Origin of the sequence: Coprococcus hominis (ex Arizal et al. 2022) (assembly GCF_040094675.1) — a bacterium.
GTDB classification, from domain to species: Bacteria; Bacillota; Clostridia; order Lachnospirales; family Lachnospiraceae; genus Coprococcus_C; species Coprococcus_C hominis.
Genome location: NZ_JBBNHG010000032.1, coordinates 190,087 through 204,340 on the forward strand (window position 1 = coordinate 190,087; position 14,254 = coordinate 204,340).

17 protein-coding genes and 2 pseudogenes are annotated in these 14,254 nt (G+C 42.8%); 18 read left to right on the top strand and 1 reads right to left on the bottom strand.

Annotation, left to right across the window (positions count from 1 at the left end; genetic code table 11):
• Positions 1–46: 46 nt before the first annotated feature.
• The 5 genes from AAAT93_RS09015 to AAAT93_RS09035 all read left to right on the top strand — a co-directional run bounded on the left by AAAT93_RS09015 (position 47) and on the right by AAAT93_RS09035 (position 4,220).
• Positions 47–694: a precorrin-8X methylmutase gene (locus tag AAAT93_RS09015; protein WP_021984587.1), complete on the top strand. Its 648-nt coding sequence runs from the start codon at positions 47–49 to the stop codon at positions 692–694.
• 6 nt (positions 695–700) lie between these two features.
• Entirely contained in the window at positions 701–1,762 is a 1,062-nt protein-coding gene (cobT, locus tag AAAT93_RS09020) for a nicotinate-nucleotide--dimethylbenzimidazole phosphoribosyltransferase (protein ID WP_227573129.1), read from the top strand.
• Positions 1,763–1,772: 10 nt separating this feature from the next.
• On the top strand, positions 1,773–2,552 hold the full coding sequence (locus AAAT93_RS09025; protein ID WP_227573130.1) for a hypothetical protein: 780 nt from the start codon (positions 1,773–1,775) through the stop codon (positions 2,550–2,552).
• Positions 2,553–2,569: 17 nt separating this feature from the next.
• Positions 2,570–3,160 carry a bifunctional adenosylcobinamide kinase/adenosylcobinamide-phosphate guanylyltransferase gene (locus tag AAAT93_RS09030; protein ID WP_195541565.1) on the top strand — a complete coding sequence of 197 codons (591 nt, stop codon included), beginning with the start codon at positions 2,570–2,572 and terminating at the stop codon, positions 3,158–3,160.
• A gap of 247 nt (positions 3,161–3,407) precedes the next feature.
• Entirely contained in the window at positions 3,408–4,220 is an 813-nt protein-coding gene (locus AAAT93_RS09035) for an adenosylcobinamide-GDP ribazoletransferase (protein ID WP_227573131.1), read from the top strand.
• On the opposite strand, the gene AAAT93_RS09040 is transcribed toward AAAT93_RS09035, so the two are convergent.
• Positions 4,213–5,580 (bottom strand): hypothetical protein, encoded by a 1,368-nt coding sequence (locus tag AAAT93_RS09040; RefSeq protein ID WP_227573132.1) that lies wholly within the window; start codon positions 5,578–5,580, stop codon positions 4,213–4,215. The genes AAAT93_RS09035 and AAAT93_RS09040 overlap by 8 nt on opposite strands.
• Before the next feature lie 296 nt (positions 5,581–5,876).
• Between AAAT93_RS09040 and AAAT93_RS09045 the strand changes: the two genes are divergently transcribed.
• From AAAT93_RS09045 to AAAT93_RS09105, 13 genes and pseudogenes are all read left to right on the top strand, one after another.
• The gene (locus AAAT93_RS09045) at positions 5,877–6,224 is read left to right on the top strand and encodes a bifunctional adenosylcobinamide kinase/adenosylcobinamide-phosphate guanylyltransferase (RefSeq protein WP_118374289.1); all 348 of its coding nucleotides are present in this window, start codon (positions 5,877–5,879) and stop codon (positions 6,222–6,224) included.
• A gap of 1 nt (position 6,225) precedes the next feature.
• Positions 6,226–7,014 carry a histidine phosphatase family protein gene (locus AAAT93_RS09050; RefSeq protein WP_227573133.1) on the top strand — a complete coding sequence of 263 codons (789 nt, stop codon included), beginning with the start codon at positions 6,226–6,228 and terminating at the stop codon, positions 7,012–7,014.
• A 122-nt stretch (positions 7,015–7,136) separates the two neighbouring features.
• On the top strand, positions 7,137–8,126 hold the full coding sequence (gene cbiB, locus AAAT93_RS09055) for an adenosylcobinamide-phosphate synthase CbiB (protein ID WP_227573134.1): 990 nt from the start codon (positions 7,137–7,139) through the stop codon (positions 8,124–8,126).
• Between the two features lie 69 nt (positions 8,127–8,195).
• Positions 8,196–8,288 (top strand): annotated as a pseudogene (locus AAAT93_RS09060) (Fur family transcriptional regulator); the annotation flags it as partial.
• Positions 8,281–8,901 (top strand): annotated as a pseudogene (locus AAAT93_RS09065) (flavin reductase); the annotation flags it as partial. The pseudogenes AAAT93_RS09060 and AAAT93_RS09065, both read left to right, overlap by 8 nt.
• 18 nt (positions 8,902–8,919) lie before the next feature.
• On the top strand, positions 8,920–9,462 hold the full coding sequence (gene rbr / locus AAAT93_RS09070; RefSeq protein ID WP_117947600.1) for a rubrerythrin: 543 nt from the start codon (positions 8,920–8,922) through the stop codon (positions 9,460–9,462).
• A gap of 83 nt (positions 9,463–9,545) precedes the next feature.
• On the top strand, positions 9,546–9,944 hold the full coding sequence (locus tag AAAT93_RS09075; RefSeq protein ID WP_216507567.1) for a bacteriohemerythrin: 399 nt from the start codon (positions 9,546–9,548) through the stop codon (positions 9,942–9,944).
• Between the two features lie 110 nt (positions 9,945–10,054).
• Positions 10,055–10,216 carry a hypothetical protein gene (locus AAAT93_RS09080; RefSeq protein ID WP_227573135.1) on the top strand — a complete coding sequence of 54 codons (162 nt, stop codon included), beginning with the start codon at positions 10,055–10,057 and terminating at the stop codon, positions 10,214–10,216.
• A 21-nt stretch (positions 10,217–10,237) separates the two neighbouring features.
• Positions 10,238–10,771: a nitroreductase family protein gene (locus AAAT93_RS09085; protein ID WP_227573136.1), complete on the top strand. Its 534-nt coding sequence runs from the start codon at positions 10,238–10,240 to the stop codon at positions 10,769–10,771.
• Positions 10,772–10,797: 26 nt separating this feature from the next.
• Complete coding sequence (locus AAAT93_RS09090; RefSeq protein WP_227573137.1) at positions 10,798–11,241, top strand: GNAT family N-acetyltransferase; 444 nt, start codon at positions 10,798–10,800, stop codon at positions 11,239–11,241.
• Positions 11,242–11,618: 377 nt separating this feature from the next.
• The gene (locus AAAT93_RS09095) at positions 11,619–12,611 is read left to right on the top strand and encodes a hypothetical protein (protein ID WP_227573138.1); all 993 of its coding nucleotides are present in this window, start codon (positions 11,619–11,621) and stop codon (positions 12,609–12,611) included.
• Positions 12,612–12,766: 155 nt separating this feature from the next.
• On the top strand, positions 12,767–13,285 hold the full coding sequence (locus AAAT93_RS09100; protein ID WP_227573139.1) for an isochorismatase family protein: 519 nt from the start codon (positions 12,767–12,769) through the stop codon (positions 13,283–13,285).
• Positions 13,286–13,333: 48 nt separating this feature from the next.
• Complete coding sequence (locus AAAT93_RS09105; RefSeq protein ID WP_227573140.1) at positions 13,334–14,131, top strand: PfkB family carbohydrate kinase; 798 nt, start codon at positions 13,334–13,336, stop codon at positions 14,129–14,131.
• The last annotated feature ends 123 nt before the right edge of the window (positions 14,132–14,254 follow it).

Genomic DNA, 14,254 nt, shown 5'->3' on the forward strand with positions numbered 1-14,254 from the left:
ATAGTTTTTGGTTAGTAATGAGGGAAGAGAAGAGTAAGAGGGTATTATGTTAGAAGAGATACAGTTACAGCAGGTGCTGCCACAGGAAATTGAAAAACGAAGCTTCGAGATTATCACAGAGGAGCTAGGAAATGTTGAATTAGATCCGCTTCAGGCACCGATTATCAAGCGGGCAATCCATACGTCGGCGGATTTTGATTATTTGAAGAATCTGACATTTTCTGAGCTGGCAGTGGAACAGTTCCATACGGCGATAAAAAATGGAGCCTGTATTGTCACGGATACGCAGATGGCGAAATCCGGCATCAACAAGAAAGAACTTGCGAAATACGGTGGTGAGGTCTACTGCTTTATGAGCGATGACGACGTGGCAGAGATCGCGAAGAAACAAGGTTCCACGCGGGCAGTAGCAAGTATGGAGAAGGCGTGCATGTTAGACAAGCCGCTTATTTTCGCGATTGGAAATGCACCGACCGCGCTGGTGCGTCTGTATGAGCTGATCGACGAAGGAAAGCTGCATCCATGCGGCATTATTGGTGTGCCGGTTGGCTTCGTGAATGTGGTGGAAGCGAAAGAACTCATCATGCGGACACCTGTGCCGTATATTGTGGCACGAGGCAGGAAGGGCGGTAGCAATATTGCCGCGGCAATCTGCAATGCGCTGTTGTATGAGCTGCGGGATATGGAGAAGTAAGAAATTATGAACGAGACACAGCAGAAAATCTATACACAGGCAAAGGAAAAATGGGATGCGATCGCGAAGCCAATCGACAGTCTCGGCGTGTTCGAGGATATGGTTGCCAGACTTTGTGCGATTGCCGGGACAGTGAATCCCGGTGATTATAAGCGGCGGGCACTGCTGACGCTGTGCGCAGATCACGGCGTTGTGGCAGAGGGCGTGACGCAGACCGATGCCAGCGTGACAAAGGTCGTAGCGGAGAATATTGCACACGGCTGTTCCGGTGTCAATTATATGGCGCAGATGGCAGGCGTGGATGTGTATGCCGTCGATATCGGTATGCGGGGAGAAGCATATCCGGATGCGACATTCGGTATGGGACATATGATAAACCGGAAGGTACAGGCTGGAACCGGGAATCTTGCGAAGGAACCTGCGATGTCGATGGAAATCTGCGACCGCGCAATTGAAGCAGGAAAAGAGCTTGTACGGGAATGTAAAGAAAAAGGCTATGAGATATTAGCGGTTGGTGAGATGGGAATCGGAAATACAACTCCGACCTCTGCCCTGCTTGCGGCACTGCTTGATCTGCCAGCGGATACGGTGACCGGGCGCGGCGCCGGACTCAATAATGCCGGACTTGCAAGAAAGGTGCAGGTGATCACGCAGGCACTTGCGCGTGTGCAGGGAACGACCGATGCGAAGCAGCTACTCGCTGAGCTTGGCGGGCTGGAGATCGCCGGGATGGTGGGCGTATTCTTAGGTGCCAGACAATATCAGATTCCGGTCGTGCTGGATGGTGCGATCACCTGTGTGGCGGCGCTCGTTGCGATGCGGATGGATGCCGAGATCGTAGATTATCTTCTGGCATCGCATGTGTCGGAGGAAGCGAGTGGCAGGCTGGCACTGGACGCGCTTGGACTTCCGGCAGTGATTCATGGCAAAATGTGTCTGGGCGAAGGCAGCGGCGCAATGATGTTATTTCCGCTTTTGGATATGACATTATCCATCTATAAAAACATGGGAACGTTTGATGATCTGTCAATCGAAGCATACAGCCGGGATGGAAAGCCGGAAGAATAGGGGGGAACGCATGAAACATAGAAGGATATGGATAATTATAGCGGGTGTAGTACTGATTGTGGCTGGCGTACTCGGCGTTGTATTTGTAAGACAAAATTGGAATTCGAAGGATACGGGACCGCATTCGATTGAAATTACGTTTGGATTTGATGAGTTTACATTTATGAAGCATACGCTGTCCGAGGGTGACAGAATGAGTGCGATTATGATGGAGAACAATATTGGCATGGCAAACAGCGTGAATGATACAAGGGATTATTTTGTGTACTATGCTGATAATATGAAGGCGCAGGTTCTGATGTGTCCGTATGAGATTGACGGGGATAGAAACTACAGAGCTTCCGTGTATATTGTCTCGAAAGAGAGCGAAAATGACAGAAGAATCCACATGAGCATAGATAAATCGCAGCCGGAGTATGATACATATTATAAGGGACCGATTCAGATCGGGGATTCGCTGGAGCAGGTATACGAGTATCTTCATATAGATGAGATCAAGAAATATGGAGAACTGGAGGAGAAAAATAACCGGAAATATTACACATGTGACAGTAACCTTGGCGTTATCACGTTTCACGAAGAACCGTTTACCGGATTGCAGGAACTGGAGAAATATAAGACGCCGGAGGAATATTTGAAGACAGGAAATACGATCCAATACATTATTAATTTTGCTACATATGACCTGCAGGTTCAGGTTGATGAAAGTCTGACAGTTTCGCACATTAGTTTAGCTTATGATCCGGATCGGACGACTACAAGCAGTGACCTTGCGGATATGGGCTTCTAAAGAAAGGTAAATAGACGATGTTACATATTGTGTATGGCGGAAGTGCCAGCGGGAAATCATCGTATGCAGAAAGCTTCGCCATGTCCTTGCAGGGCGAAGGACGGCTGCTCTACATTGCGACGATGTATCCGTATAAATGGAATACGACGGAGATTGATCCGGAGACGATGCAGCGGATTGAACGCCACCGCGCGATGCGTGCCGACAAAGGGTTTGATACGGTCGAATGTTACCGGCATGTGGAACATATTGTGGCGAAGCGGCAGGATGTGCTGCTGCTTGAATGTATGTCGAACCTGCTTGCAAATGAGATGTATCTGGAACCGGATAGTAATGCAGGCTCCGATATGGCAGAGACGATGTCCCCTGTAAGCAACAAAATCGTACAGGCGCTCATTGATTTATCTACGCGTGTGCAGGAACTGGTGATTGTCACAAATGATGTGTTCTCCGATGGCGGAAGTCTGACCTACGATGAAAGCACGCGGGAGTATGTGAAGAATCTGGCAGAGATTAACTGTGCACTCGCACGGGAGGCAGCAACCGTGACGGAGGTTGTCTGTGGGATTCCGGTCATAGTCAAGAAAAATCACCCAATGGGGAAGTAAGGTTAAGAGTAGGAATTGGGTAGAAATTGTGAATGGAAGAAAATTCCCCAATCATAATGCAGAAAAATGAGAAATCATTGGGGAGAAAATTGGAATATGAAAAACATCCCCAATTTCAGAGAAATGGGTAAGTCAAAATTGGGTAAAAAGTTTAGAATTATCAAAAAATCCCCATGTAGGAACAATAGCAAGTAGGAGAAATAAGAACAAAAAGTTCGAGTAAATTGATCAGAGGAGATAAGCAACCATGATGAAAGCAATCTTAATCGCATTTTCGACATATTCCAAGATACCAATGCCGCATTTCAAATGGGATCCGAAAGCCTTGCAGTACAGCATGTGCGCGTTCCCGTTGGTTGGGGCTGTGATTGGCGCGGGTGAGTTCGCGATCTGGTATCTCTTTGGTTTTCTCTTGCAGTGGTCGGAAGTCTTCACAGCGGCGCTTCTTACGATATTCCCGATCCTGATCACAGGCGGCATCCACATGGATGGATTCCTAGATACCGTGGATGCGAAATCTTCTTATAAGTCCAAGGAGGAGAAGCTGCAGATTCTGAAAGACCCACATACCGGGGCGTTTGCAATTATCCGCGGCTGTCTGTATTTCCTGATTTATTTTGGATGCATGGCAGAAGTTGTGCATGCGCTGAACAGAGAGATACAATCCGGGACACAGTCTGGTGCGCCGGCACACGCAATGCGGTTGATGGGCGTGTTCGCGGCAGGATTTGTGCTGGAACGTGCTTTGTCCGGACTTTCGGTACTTACATTTCAGAAAGCAAAAAAAGAAGGCATGCTGGCAGATACCGCACGCCTTGTAAATAATCGCTCGAAGGTGATCATGTTCGTATGGCTTATTGCCTGCATTGCCGCAGGCTGTGTGATACAGCCGGTTGCAGCACTTGTGGTCGCAGGCATCACCATACTGATGTTTTTCTATTATCGTTTCATGTCGTATCGCACCTTTGGCGGGATCACCGGCGATCTGGCTGGATATTTCCTGCAGATGTGCGAGCTCTGGATGTTAATTGGAACTGTCGTTTTGGTGCATGTTATTTAACAACGATGACACCACCAGTCACATAATCCTGATCGCTTATGCTAAGTCCATCAACCATGATACCAATGCTTTCGCCGAGGGTAGATTCCGTGACATCCTGACGGAGCTGCTCCATGCGGCTGATCGTGCCTTCTACAACCTTTCCGTTTGTGAGCTGTACATAGACAGGATCGCCTGTCTTGAATACGCCCTTATTGGTTGTGCCATTTAAGACGAGCGTATCTTCGCCGCCGAGCTGGAAGCAGTCGGTGATTGCCATATAGACATCATTTGCAGCTTCACTGAAATCACGGTCAACATCCACATAGTTGGAAGAATCAGTTGTGCTTTCCGTTGTTTCAGCGTCGGTTGCCGATGCATTTCCTTTGGCAGAATTAACGAGCTCCACGATCTTCTCGTCTGCGGTTAAATATTCGACATCGCCGAACAAAGCCGTTTTCTCTGCCATTAGTTCTTTCACGATGTTTGTTCCATAGCGACCATCAAAGGTGTCTAAGAAATAGTCTTCCAGGGTTCCTTTCTGGATTGGAACGTATGTAAATCCAACTTCATTCTCCGGAGATACGTAATATCCGCTTGTCTCACTGTAACGAAAAGTGTCAAAGAAGTCTACCGCAATTCCAAAATCTTCAAATTGCCAGCCAATGTACATTAGATATGATGAGAACTGGTCATCCGATTTTTCCGGATGCAGGAACGTGTCAACAAAGTACTGGGTATTTTCTTCGACGGACTTTTCTGCATCATAGTCGTTGCTGAAACAGATATAATTTGGGGCACCAAACATGGTTGTCAGCATATCCATATAGATATATGCAGGATTCGGATCGTCGTAAAAGTTGTAGACGTCGTTGTAAGAATCCTCGGAAACCCCGAAAGCATCGTAATCTAAATATGTACTTAACAGTGACCAGAGATTCTTGTCAAGGGCTTCGTCAATGGTCATATCGTCTTCTTCTATCAACAGCTGGGGAAGGGAGTGATTATCCTCATAAAAAGATACGGAATATGCGGATTCATCCAGTGCATCCGTAAGTGGCACGCCGGATGTGCTGTAAGATATGTTAAAAAGCGTATCCGTCGTAACCGGGAATGTCATTCCGTACAGACCGGCACCCTCAGGTAATTCCAATGTCTCTTCATCGGAAAGCGCACGGCTGAACACCCATGGACAGATGGTGTAGTCGATCGTACCGGCTGCTGTTTCGCTTCCGGAATTATCGGAACTGCTTTCGCTTGTTACTGCCGGAACAGGAGTGTCCGACGTGGTATCTTCTTTCTTGCCACAACCGGTTGTCAGTGTAAGGGCGGCTGCCAGTGACAGTCCAAGTGCCAGTGCCTTTGTAAATTTTTTCTTCATTTTGATAGTCTCTCCTTTAAGTAAATATTTGATTTCATTTATAACAAGACACGCGTTATGCGCAGACAGAATCGTCTGCTGCCCATAATCATGTATTGAATATAAATGATACGGAACAAATTTGAAATCCGTCCGTTCAATATATAGACGGACGAACAGGAGAAAAGGTTGGGAAAAATAAAAAAATTTATGCAATATGAAAATGTATCTTGCAGAAAAAGTATAAAGAAGTATAAAATAATCGAAAAAGTATAAAAAGGTATAAAGAAATATAAAAAGTATAAAGAGGGAACGCTATGATCTTAATAATCGGTGGTGCATACCAGGGAAAGTTCGAGTATGCCAAGGCAAATTTCAAAGAAGGACATCAGATCATCAATAATTTTCATAAATATGTGCGGAAGACGATGCAGCAGGGCAAAGATCCGGAGCTGGAGGCAAAGCAGCTTATGAACAAAGCGGTTCTTGCGGGAAATGCAGACAAGCTCGTCTTGGTCAGCGATGAGGTCGGAAGCGGCATTGTGCCGATTGATGCATTTGAACGGGAGTTTCGCGAGAAGAACGGGCGCGTGAATTGCTATCTGGCAAGCCAGGCGGAGCAGGTTATCCGCGTGACGGCAGGAATCGGAACGAGGATTAAGTGATATGAAAGCAAAAATTGTATTAATCCGTCATGGCATGACGCAGGGAAATCAAGAACATCGGTATGTCGGTACGACGGATGAAGGACTGCTTCCGGAGAGCGTGGAAGATCTGCGAGGTATGCAGGAGTTCTGGCAGAAACAGGTGCCGATGAATGGTAGAACCGTGGCAGATAGTGTACATGACGAAATCGAAATTGTACAGGGGAAAATCACATGTGAGCAGTATAGTGAAAAAAACGAAAACAAAAATCAGGTTGTCTACGTCAGCCCGTATCTGCGCGCAATGCAGACGGCGGATATTCTGTTCCCGGATGCAGGAAAGGTGGAAATCCCGGAGCTTGCAGAGTGCCGGTTCGGTGAATTCGAATACAAGAATTATGCGGAATTAAATGGCAATCCCGATTACCAGCGCTACATCGACAGTGGCGGCACGACGGCGTTTCCGGGCGGCGAGACGAAAGCGGGGTTTACAGACCGTGTGATGCGGGGATTTGAGAAGGTGTTTGTGGATGCGGAAAGCAGGGAAGGACAAAAACGGTTACGATGTGACGTTTCATCGAGAATAGAGACGGCGCACACATCCCTGTCAGACACGATCATTATCGTCGCACACGGAGGTACGATCATGGCACTGATGGATCAGTTGTCAGAGCCACACAAGGATTATTTTGACTGGCAGCTGAAGCCGGGCGAGGGAATTGCAGGATGGTTAGAAGTGACAGCGGATGGGATGCAGATTGTATCTTATGAGAAAATGAAATTGCCACAGGGTATGAAAAACGGTGTCTGATGCTATGAAATAGATGTGATAGAGACACTATGTAAAGGCAAGGTCGTGTGAGGTATGTCAGGTAACTAACAGTACGGAATACAAATATGCAATGCAGCGATGAAAGGAAATGTAAAGTGACCGTGTTACAGGAACGAATATTTATCATTATAATTGCATGTCTGCTTGATCTGGTATTCGGCGATCCACACTGGCTGTGGCACCCGGTACAGGGGATGGGCTGGCTGATCGACCATGTGGAGGCGTGGATGCGCAAGCGGTTTCGGATACGGGAAGATCGCGACGCGGATATCCGTAAAAAACAGGTGACAGGAACATTTACAGTTGTGATCGTGATAACGGTGTCGCTGCTTGTGGCGGCAGGAATCCTATATGGGTGCAACCGGATTCATCATACGTTGTATCTGGTTGTGGCAATCTGGATGTCATACCAGATGCTGGCAGCCTGCTCGCTTCGTCGGGAGAGTATGAAGGTGTGCAAGGCACTTGAAGCCGGGGATGTGGAACAGGCGAGAACGGCGGTATCCATGATCGTCGGCAGAGATACAGCATCGCTCACTGAGGAAGGCATCGCGAAGGCCGCGGTGGAAACGGTCGCTGAAAATACGTCGGACGGCGTGATCGCCCCGCTTTTTTATATGTTTTTGTTCGGACCGGTCGGTGCGTGGGTGTACAAAGCAATTAATACGATGGACTCCATGCTTGGATATAAGAACGACAAATACCGGTATTTTGGAACGTGTGCGGCGCGTGTGGACGATGTCGTGAATTTCATTCCGGCACGACTTTCCGCGTGGCTGATGGTTGGTGCGGCAGGCATTTTGGGTATGGATATGGCTGGCGCGGCACGGATTCATTTGCGGGATCGACGAAACCATGCAAGTCCGAACTCCGCACAGACGGAATCGGCGTGTGCGGGTGCGCTTGGATTGCAGCTTGCCGGAAATGCATATTATTTTGGAAAGCTATATGAGAAACCAACGATTGGCGATGTGAAAAGGCAGATCGAGCCGAAGGATATCCGCCGGGCAAACCGGTTGATGTACGGAACCGCAGTGTTGATGGTGATCGTGGGGGTCGGCGTGCTGATCGGATGCGGATGTTTCGTGTAGTAATAATTACTATTATTATATTGACAATAGAATAAAAGAGAGATACAATCCTTATTAAGAATAGTATGAATTTATAACACTCATGGAATTGAATTTTTGATTTCATTTAAAGGCATTTGCCCGAAATGCAGGGACAAGGTAAAGGAGGAAAAATATGGATAGGAAAGCAATGTATAAATTGAGTTATGGACTGTTTATATTGACCGCTAAAGAAGCAGAAAAAGATAACGGATGTATCATTAATACAGCCATTCAGGCAGCTTCGGAACCAAACCAGTTAAGTATCTGTGTAAATAAGGCAAATTATACGCATGATATGATTCAAAGAACCGGGAAATTTACTGTATCAGTCTTAAGTCAGAATGCAGAGTTTGAATTGTTCAAACATTTTGGCTTCCAATCAGGAAGAGACACCAATAAGTTTGAAGCATTTGAGCAGTGTGCCAGGGGCACAAATGGTATTTATTATATTACAGAAGGTACAAATGCATACATTTCTGTGACAGTTACTAAAACAGAGGACTTAGGTTCACATACGATGTTTATCGGTGAGATAACCGATATGGAAGTTTTAAGCAATGTTCCTTCAGTAACATATGATTATTATCAGTATAATATTAAGCCTAAGCCACAGGAGGTTGGAAAAACAGAGGACGGTCAGACAATATGGCGTTGCAGAATTTGCGGATATGAATATGTAGGCGAGGAATTACCAGATGACTTTATATGTCCTTTGTGCAAGCACCCGGCATCAGATTTTGAAAAAGTAGTAAAGAAAACGGAGGTAAAAGAGATGGCAGCAAACAAATATGCAGGAACACAGACAGAGAAGAATTTACAGGAGGCATTTGCAGGGGAATCACAGGCAAGAAATAAGTATACCTATTTTGCTTCTGTAGCGAAAAAGGAAGGTTACGAGCAGATGTCAGCATTGTTTTTAAAGACTGCAGATAATGAGAAAGAACATGCAAAGATGTGGTTCAAGGAATTAGCAGGAATTGGTGATACAAAGGAAAACCTGGCGGCAGCTGCGGAAGGCGAGAATTATGAGTGGACAGATATGTATGAAGGCTTTGCGAAAACAGCCGAAGAAGAAGGGTTCCCTGAACTTGCAGCCAAATTCAGAGCAGTAGGAGAAATTGAGAAGCATCACGAGGAGAGATATCGTGCACTTCTTAAGAATATTGAAACTGCACAGGTATTTGAAAAGAGTGAAGTCAAAGTATGGGAATGCCGTAACTGCGGACATATCGTGGTAGGAACAAAGGCTCCTGAGGTATGTCCAGTATGTAATCATCCACAGAGCTATTTTGAAGTACATGAAGAAAACTATTAAGGATATAAAAGCATGGAAGTAAAGTATTATATATGTATAGAACAGGTTAATAAAACAAATAAAACAGAAAGTAGGATTAATTTATGTATGAAATGAAACCAGAATATTATATCGGCATAGATATGATAGACGAAGAACACAAGCAGTTATTTAAATATGCAGATGAGGCATATGAACTGCTTCATGATGAGTTTACACCGGATAAATATGATAGGATTGATATAATATTAGAAAATCTCCGAAATTATACAGTAAAACACTTTAGTGATGAAGAGCAGTATATGGAATCTATTAATTATAAGAAGATATTTACACAGAAAGTTCAACATCAGGAATTTATACATAAGCTTGATGAATTTATGGAACACCACAATGATGAGGTAGAAGATCAAGATGAACAGATTATGGAAATTTTAAAATATCTCACAGAGTGGTTGGTTAATCACATTCTGTATGTCGATGGTCAAATTCCAAAAGGCTGATATAGTAAGAAAGGCTGTTATTTCTAGTGAGTAGCAGCTTTTTTCTACGAATAGTCAAATTATTTATTCTTGAACATTCATGCTTTTAAATTCAATTCATTTAATTTAAGATGCAGAAGAACAAAACACTTGACCAGATCGCAGATGAACTTGAAGAATCCATTGAAATAATCCAGCCAATTTACGATATCGTGAAGAAACATGCACCAGAATATGATGTAGATGCAATTACAACGGAAGTGCTGGAAGCACGGGAAAATGAAAAAGCATAAATCGTTAGGGGAGGAAACGTTATGAATGTTATAGAGGCTATTCATTACAGACATAGTTACAGGGGGAAATATAAGGATATTCCCGTACCAAAGGAAGATTTAATAAAAATCATGCAAGCTGGACTTGATGCTCCGTCCGGATGCAACAAACAGACTACATCACTGATTGCTGTTGATAATCCTGATGTACTGAAACAACTCCATAGCGTGATAGAACCACCTGTTGGAGAAACTGCTCCCGCTGCTATCTGCGTTTTGACACAGAGAGTCAATGCTTATCGGGATAAATGTTTCGCCGTGCAGGATTATTCCGCTGCGATTCAGAATATGCTGCTTGCAATTGTGGAGCTTGGTTATCAAAGTTGTTGGTATGAAGGACATATTACCGATGATGACAAGATCTGTGATAAAATGGCACAGATACTAAATGTGCCTGAAGACTATGAGTTGGTCTGTTTTTTGCCTGTAGGTATAGCAGAAAGCAATCCGATACATCCTCAAAAGAAAACATTTGAAGAAAGAGCGTGGTTTAATTCATACAATCAGAGTAACTAATAACTTCCGGGTTATGAGGATAAAAGATGAAAATTATAGAGATCACAGAAAATAAAAAACAATATCTTGATTTGCTCTTATTGGCAGATGAGCAGGAAAATATGATAGACCGCTATCTTAATAAAGGCTGGATGTATGTGCTAGATGATAATGGGATTAAATGTGAGTGCGTCGTTACCAATGAAGGAAATGGAGTGCTTGAATTAAAGAACATTGCAACTGCTCCAGAATATCAAGGGAAAGGATATGCAAAAACCCTGATTGATTTTATTGTTGAGAAATACGGAGAGCAATATGACATTCTGCAGGTAGGAACAGGAGATAGCCCACTTACAATACCATTTTATGAAAAATGTGGTTTTGTCCGTTCACATATTATTCCCCATTTTTTTACAGATAATTACGATCATCCAATATACGAAGATGGAGTACAATTGGTAGATATGGTATATTTGCAAAGAAAGCTATAAAGAAACATGTTCTAATAATCCGTTGATATTTTCAAATTGCGGTGGGTATACATATGCACATACCTATATTGAGTACATAGAAACAACCTATGGCTGGAATGCTGTTTTGATCATTATACAGAGCGGGGATTATGAAGCGTTTTTGAAAAAGTCCTTGACGCTTCAGTTCGATTATGCTAGTCTACTACCAAAGCATAAGTTTCATATAGTAGCTGCAAGATAGCTGCTTTCTACGAATAGTCAAATTATTTATTCTTGAACATTCATGCTTTTAAATTCAATTCATTTAATTTAAGATGCAGGGGTATTCAAGGAAGGTAGTTTAAGTCTATGTTTGCAGATGGATTTCTCCTGCGCAAGCCAAAGGAGGACGAAATATGGCAAACAGAGAGTACAAAAGTGATGTGTTTAGTATGTTGTTGGAGGACAGAGCGAGAGCGTTGGATGTCTACAATGCGATGGCAGGGACGGCATACACCGATCCGGAGATTATTGAGATTCATACGCTGGAAAGCGGTGTATCACTGACCGTGCACAATGATGCATCGTTTGTGGTGAGCATGGATTCGGTTCTGAATATCTACGAACACCAGTCAACGTATAACCCGAACATGCCACTTCGGGAACTGATTTATTTTGTGACGATTATCAAGAAGCTGGTCGAAAATAGATATCTGCTTAGTCACAAGCTGGTGAAGATACCGACACCGAAGTTCGCAGTGTTCTACAATGGAGAAAAAACGAGACCGGAACGTGAAGTGCTGAAATTGTCTGACGCATATGAAAACCAGTCGGACGAGCCGCAGTTAGAGCTGATGTGTACCGTGTACAACATCAATCCGGGAAATAATGAGGATTTGAAGAAGCGGAGCCAGACACTACGGGAGTATATGATATTTGTTGGATATGTAAATGAGAATCTTGCAAAGGCAAAAAAGGGCGACAAGGATTATGAGACCGCAATCAGAGATGCGGTGAATCGTTGTATTGCAGAAGATATCCTGAAGGAATTTTTGCTGGAACGCGGAGAGGATGTGCAGAAAATTATGATGTTTGATCTGACATATGAAAAGCAGATGGAGAATGCAAAACGGGAATGGTATAACGATGGTGTGGAAGAAGGACGTGCGGAAGGATATTCATCTGGACTTACACAGGGATATGCTAAGGGTAAGGTGCACTATTTAATTACTTCTGTAATAAAAAAGGTGCAGAAGAACAAAACACTTGACCAGATTGCAGATGAACTTGAAGAATCTGTTGAAACAATCCAGCCAATTTACGATATCGTGAAGAAACATGCACCAGAATATGATGTGGGTGCAATTGCCACGGAAGTGCTAGAAGCACGGGGAAATGAAAAAGCATAAATAATTATGGAATAAGAAGCAGGATTGCTGATTGAAAGTCAACTGTCCTGCTTTCCGTATATAACAGGTTATTGATTGTGCTCTCATGCATCGCAGATTGGAAGAAAATGTGTATGAGTAGAAAATTGAAATTTTTATGTGTAAAGGAGAAATGAATGAAACTACTTGTGATAGATATACAAAAAGGGATAACAGACAGTAGACTTTTTAATTTTGAAGTTTTTATTGATGATACTACAAGAATTATAAAAGCCGCTAGAGATAATCAAATAGAGGTTATATATTTTCAACATGATGATGGACCAGGAACGGGGTTTTCAATCGGTGATGAAGACTTCGAAATTGCAGAACAAGTGACTCCAAAGGATGGGGAAAAGAAATTTATAAAAAATATCAATAGTTGTTTTGGAAACAAAGATTTTACAGATTATGTTAAAAATGATAATACATTAATGATAGTGGGACTACAGACAAACTTCTGTATAGATGCAACTGTGAAATCTGCTTTTGAAAGAGGATATAAAGTAATTGTTCCACAAGGGGCAAATTCAACATTTGATAACGACTATATGTCTGGAGAAGAAACCTATAAATATTACAATGATATGATGTGGCCAAAGAGATTTGCTACATGTGTATCTGTTGATGAAGCAATTAAATTGATGGAAAGTTAAATCGGGATTTGTTGAATTAGTAAATCTCAAGTTTTGGAGGTAAAAAGAATGATAAATCTAGTAGCACTTCCGTGTTTATGTGTAGATGTTTTTGATGGAACTGATGAACTATATGCTGGGGGTGAAGCCCTTAATTTTGCAGCCCATGCATCAAAATTTGAGGAGTTCAATGTTTCGATATTGGGTGCGGTTGGACAGGATTCTTACGCAAAATTTATTATGGATTCTATTTCTGATAAGAGAATAGATATAAGCCATGTAAGAGTAGAAAAGGATAAAGTAACTGCGAATAATCGTACATATCTTACAGCTGGCGGTGACAGATATTACAAAGATGATTCGTGGACGGGTGATATTGTTGATAAAATGATATTGGACCATGATGAATTGGAGTTTATCAAAAAATCAGATGTTGTATTTGTACATTTTTGGGCAGGCTGTTTTGGACAAATTATAGATTTAAAAAAGAATAATAACTTCAGATTGGCAGTGGATTTTGTAGAATATCGTAATTTCAAAGAGATGGAAAAATATGCACCATATATAGATTATTTCATGATTAGTGGAGAGAAATCAATTCTCCCAATATTTGAGGCGTTTTCAAAGAAGTATAAAGGACTATTTAATGTGTCTTTAGCTGATAAAGGAAGTGTTACATATCATAATGGTGAAAAGTATTTTGTTCAAGCTAATGAAGTTAAAGAAGTAATTGATACTACAGGTTGTGGAGATAGCTACCATGCAGGATTTGTATGTTCACATTTGATAAATGGGAATATTTATGAGGCTATGAGAGTTGGGACAGAATTAGCAACAGAGACTCTGTCTCATTATGGTGGATTTTAACAACTTCCGGCTTATGAGGATAAAACTTAGAGAATACAAAACGACTGACTATGAGCAATTGGAGCAATTATTTTGTAATACGGTACACAGTGTAAATGCAAAGGATTATACAGAAAGAACAGG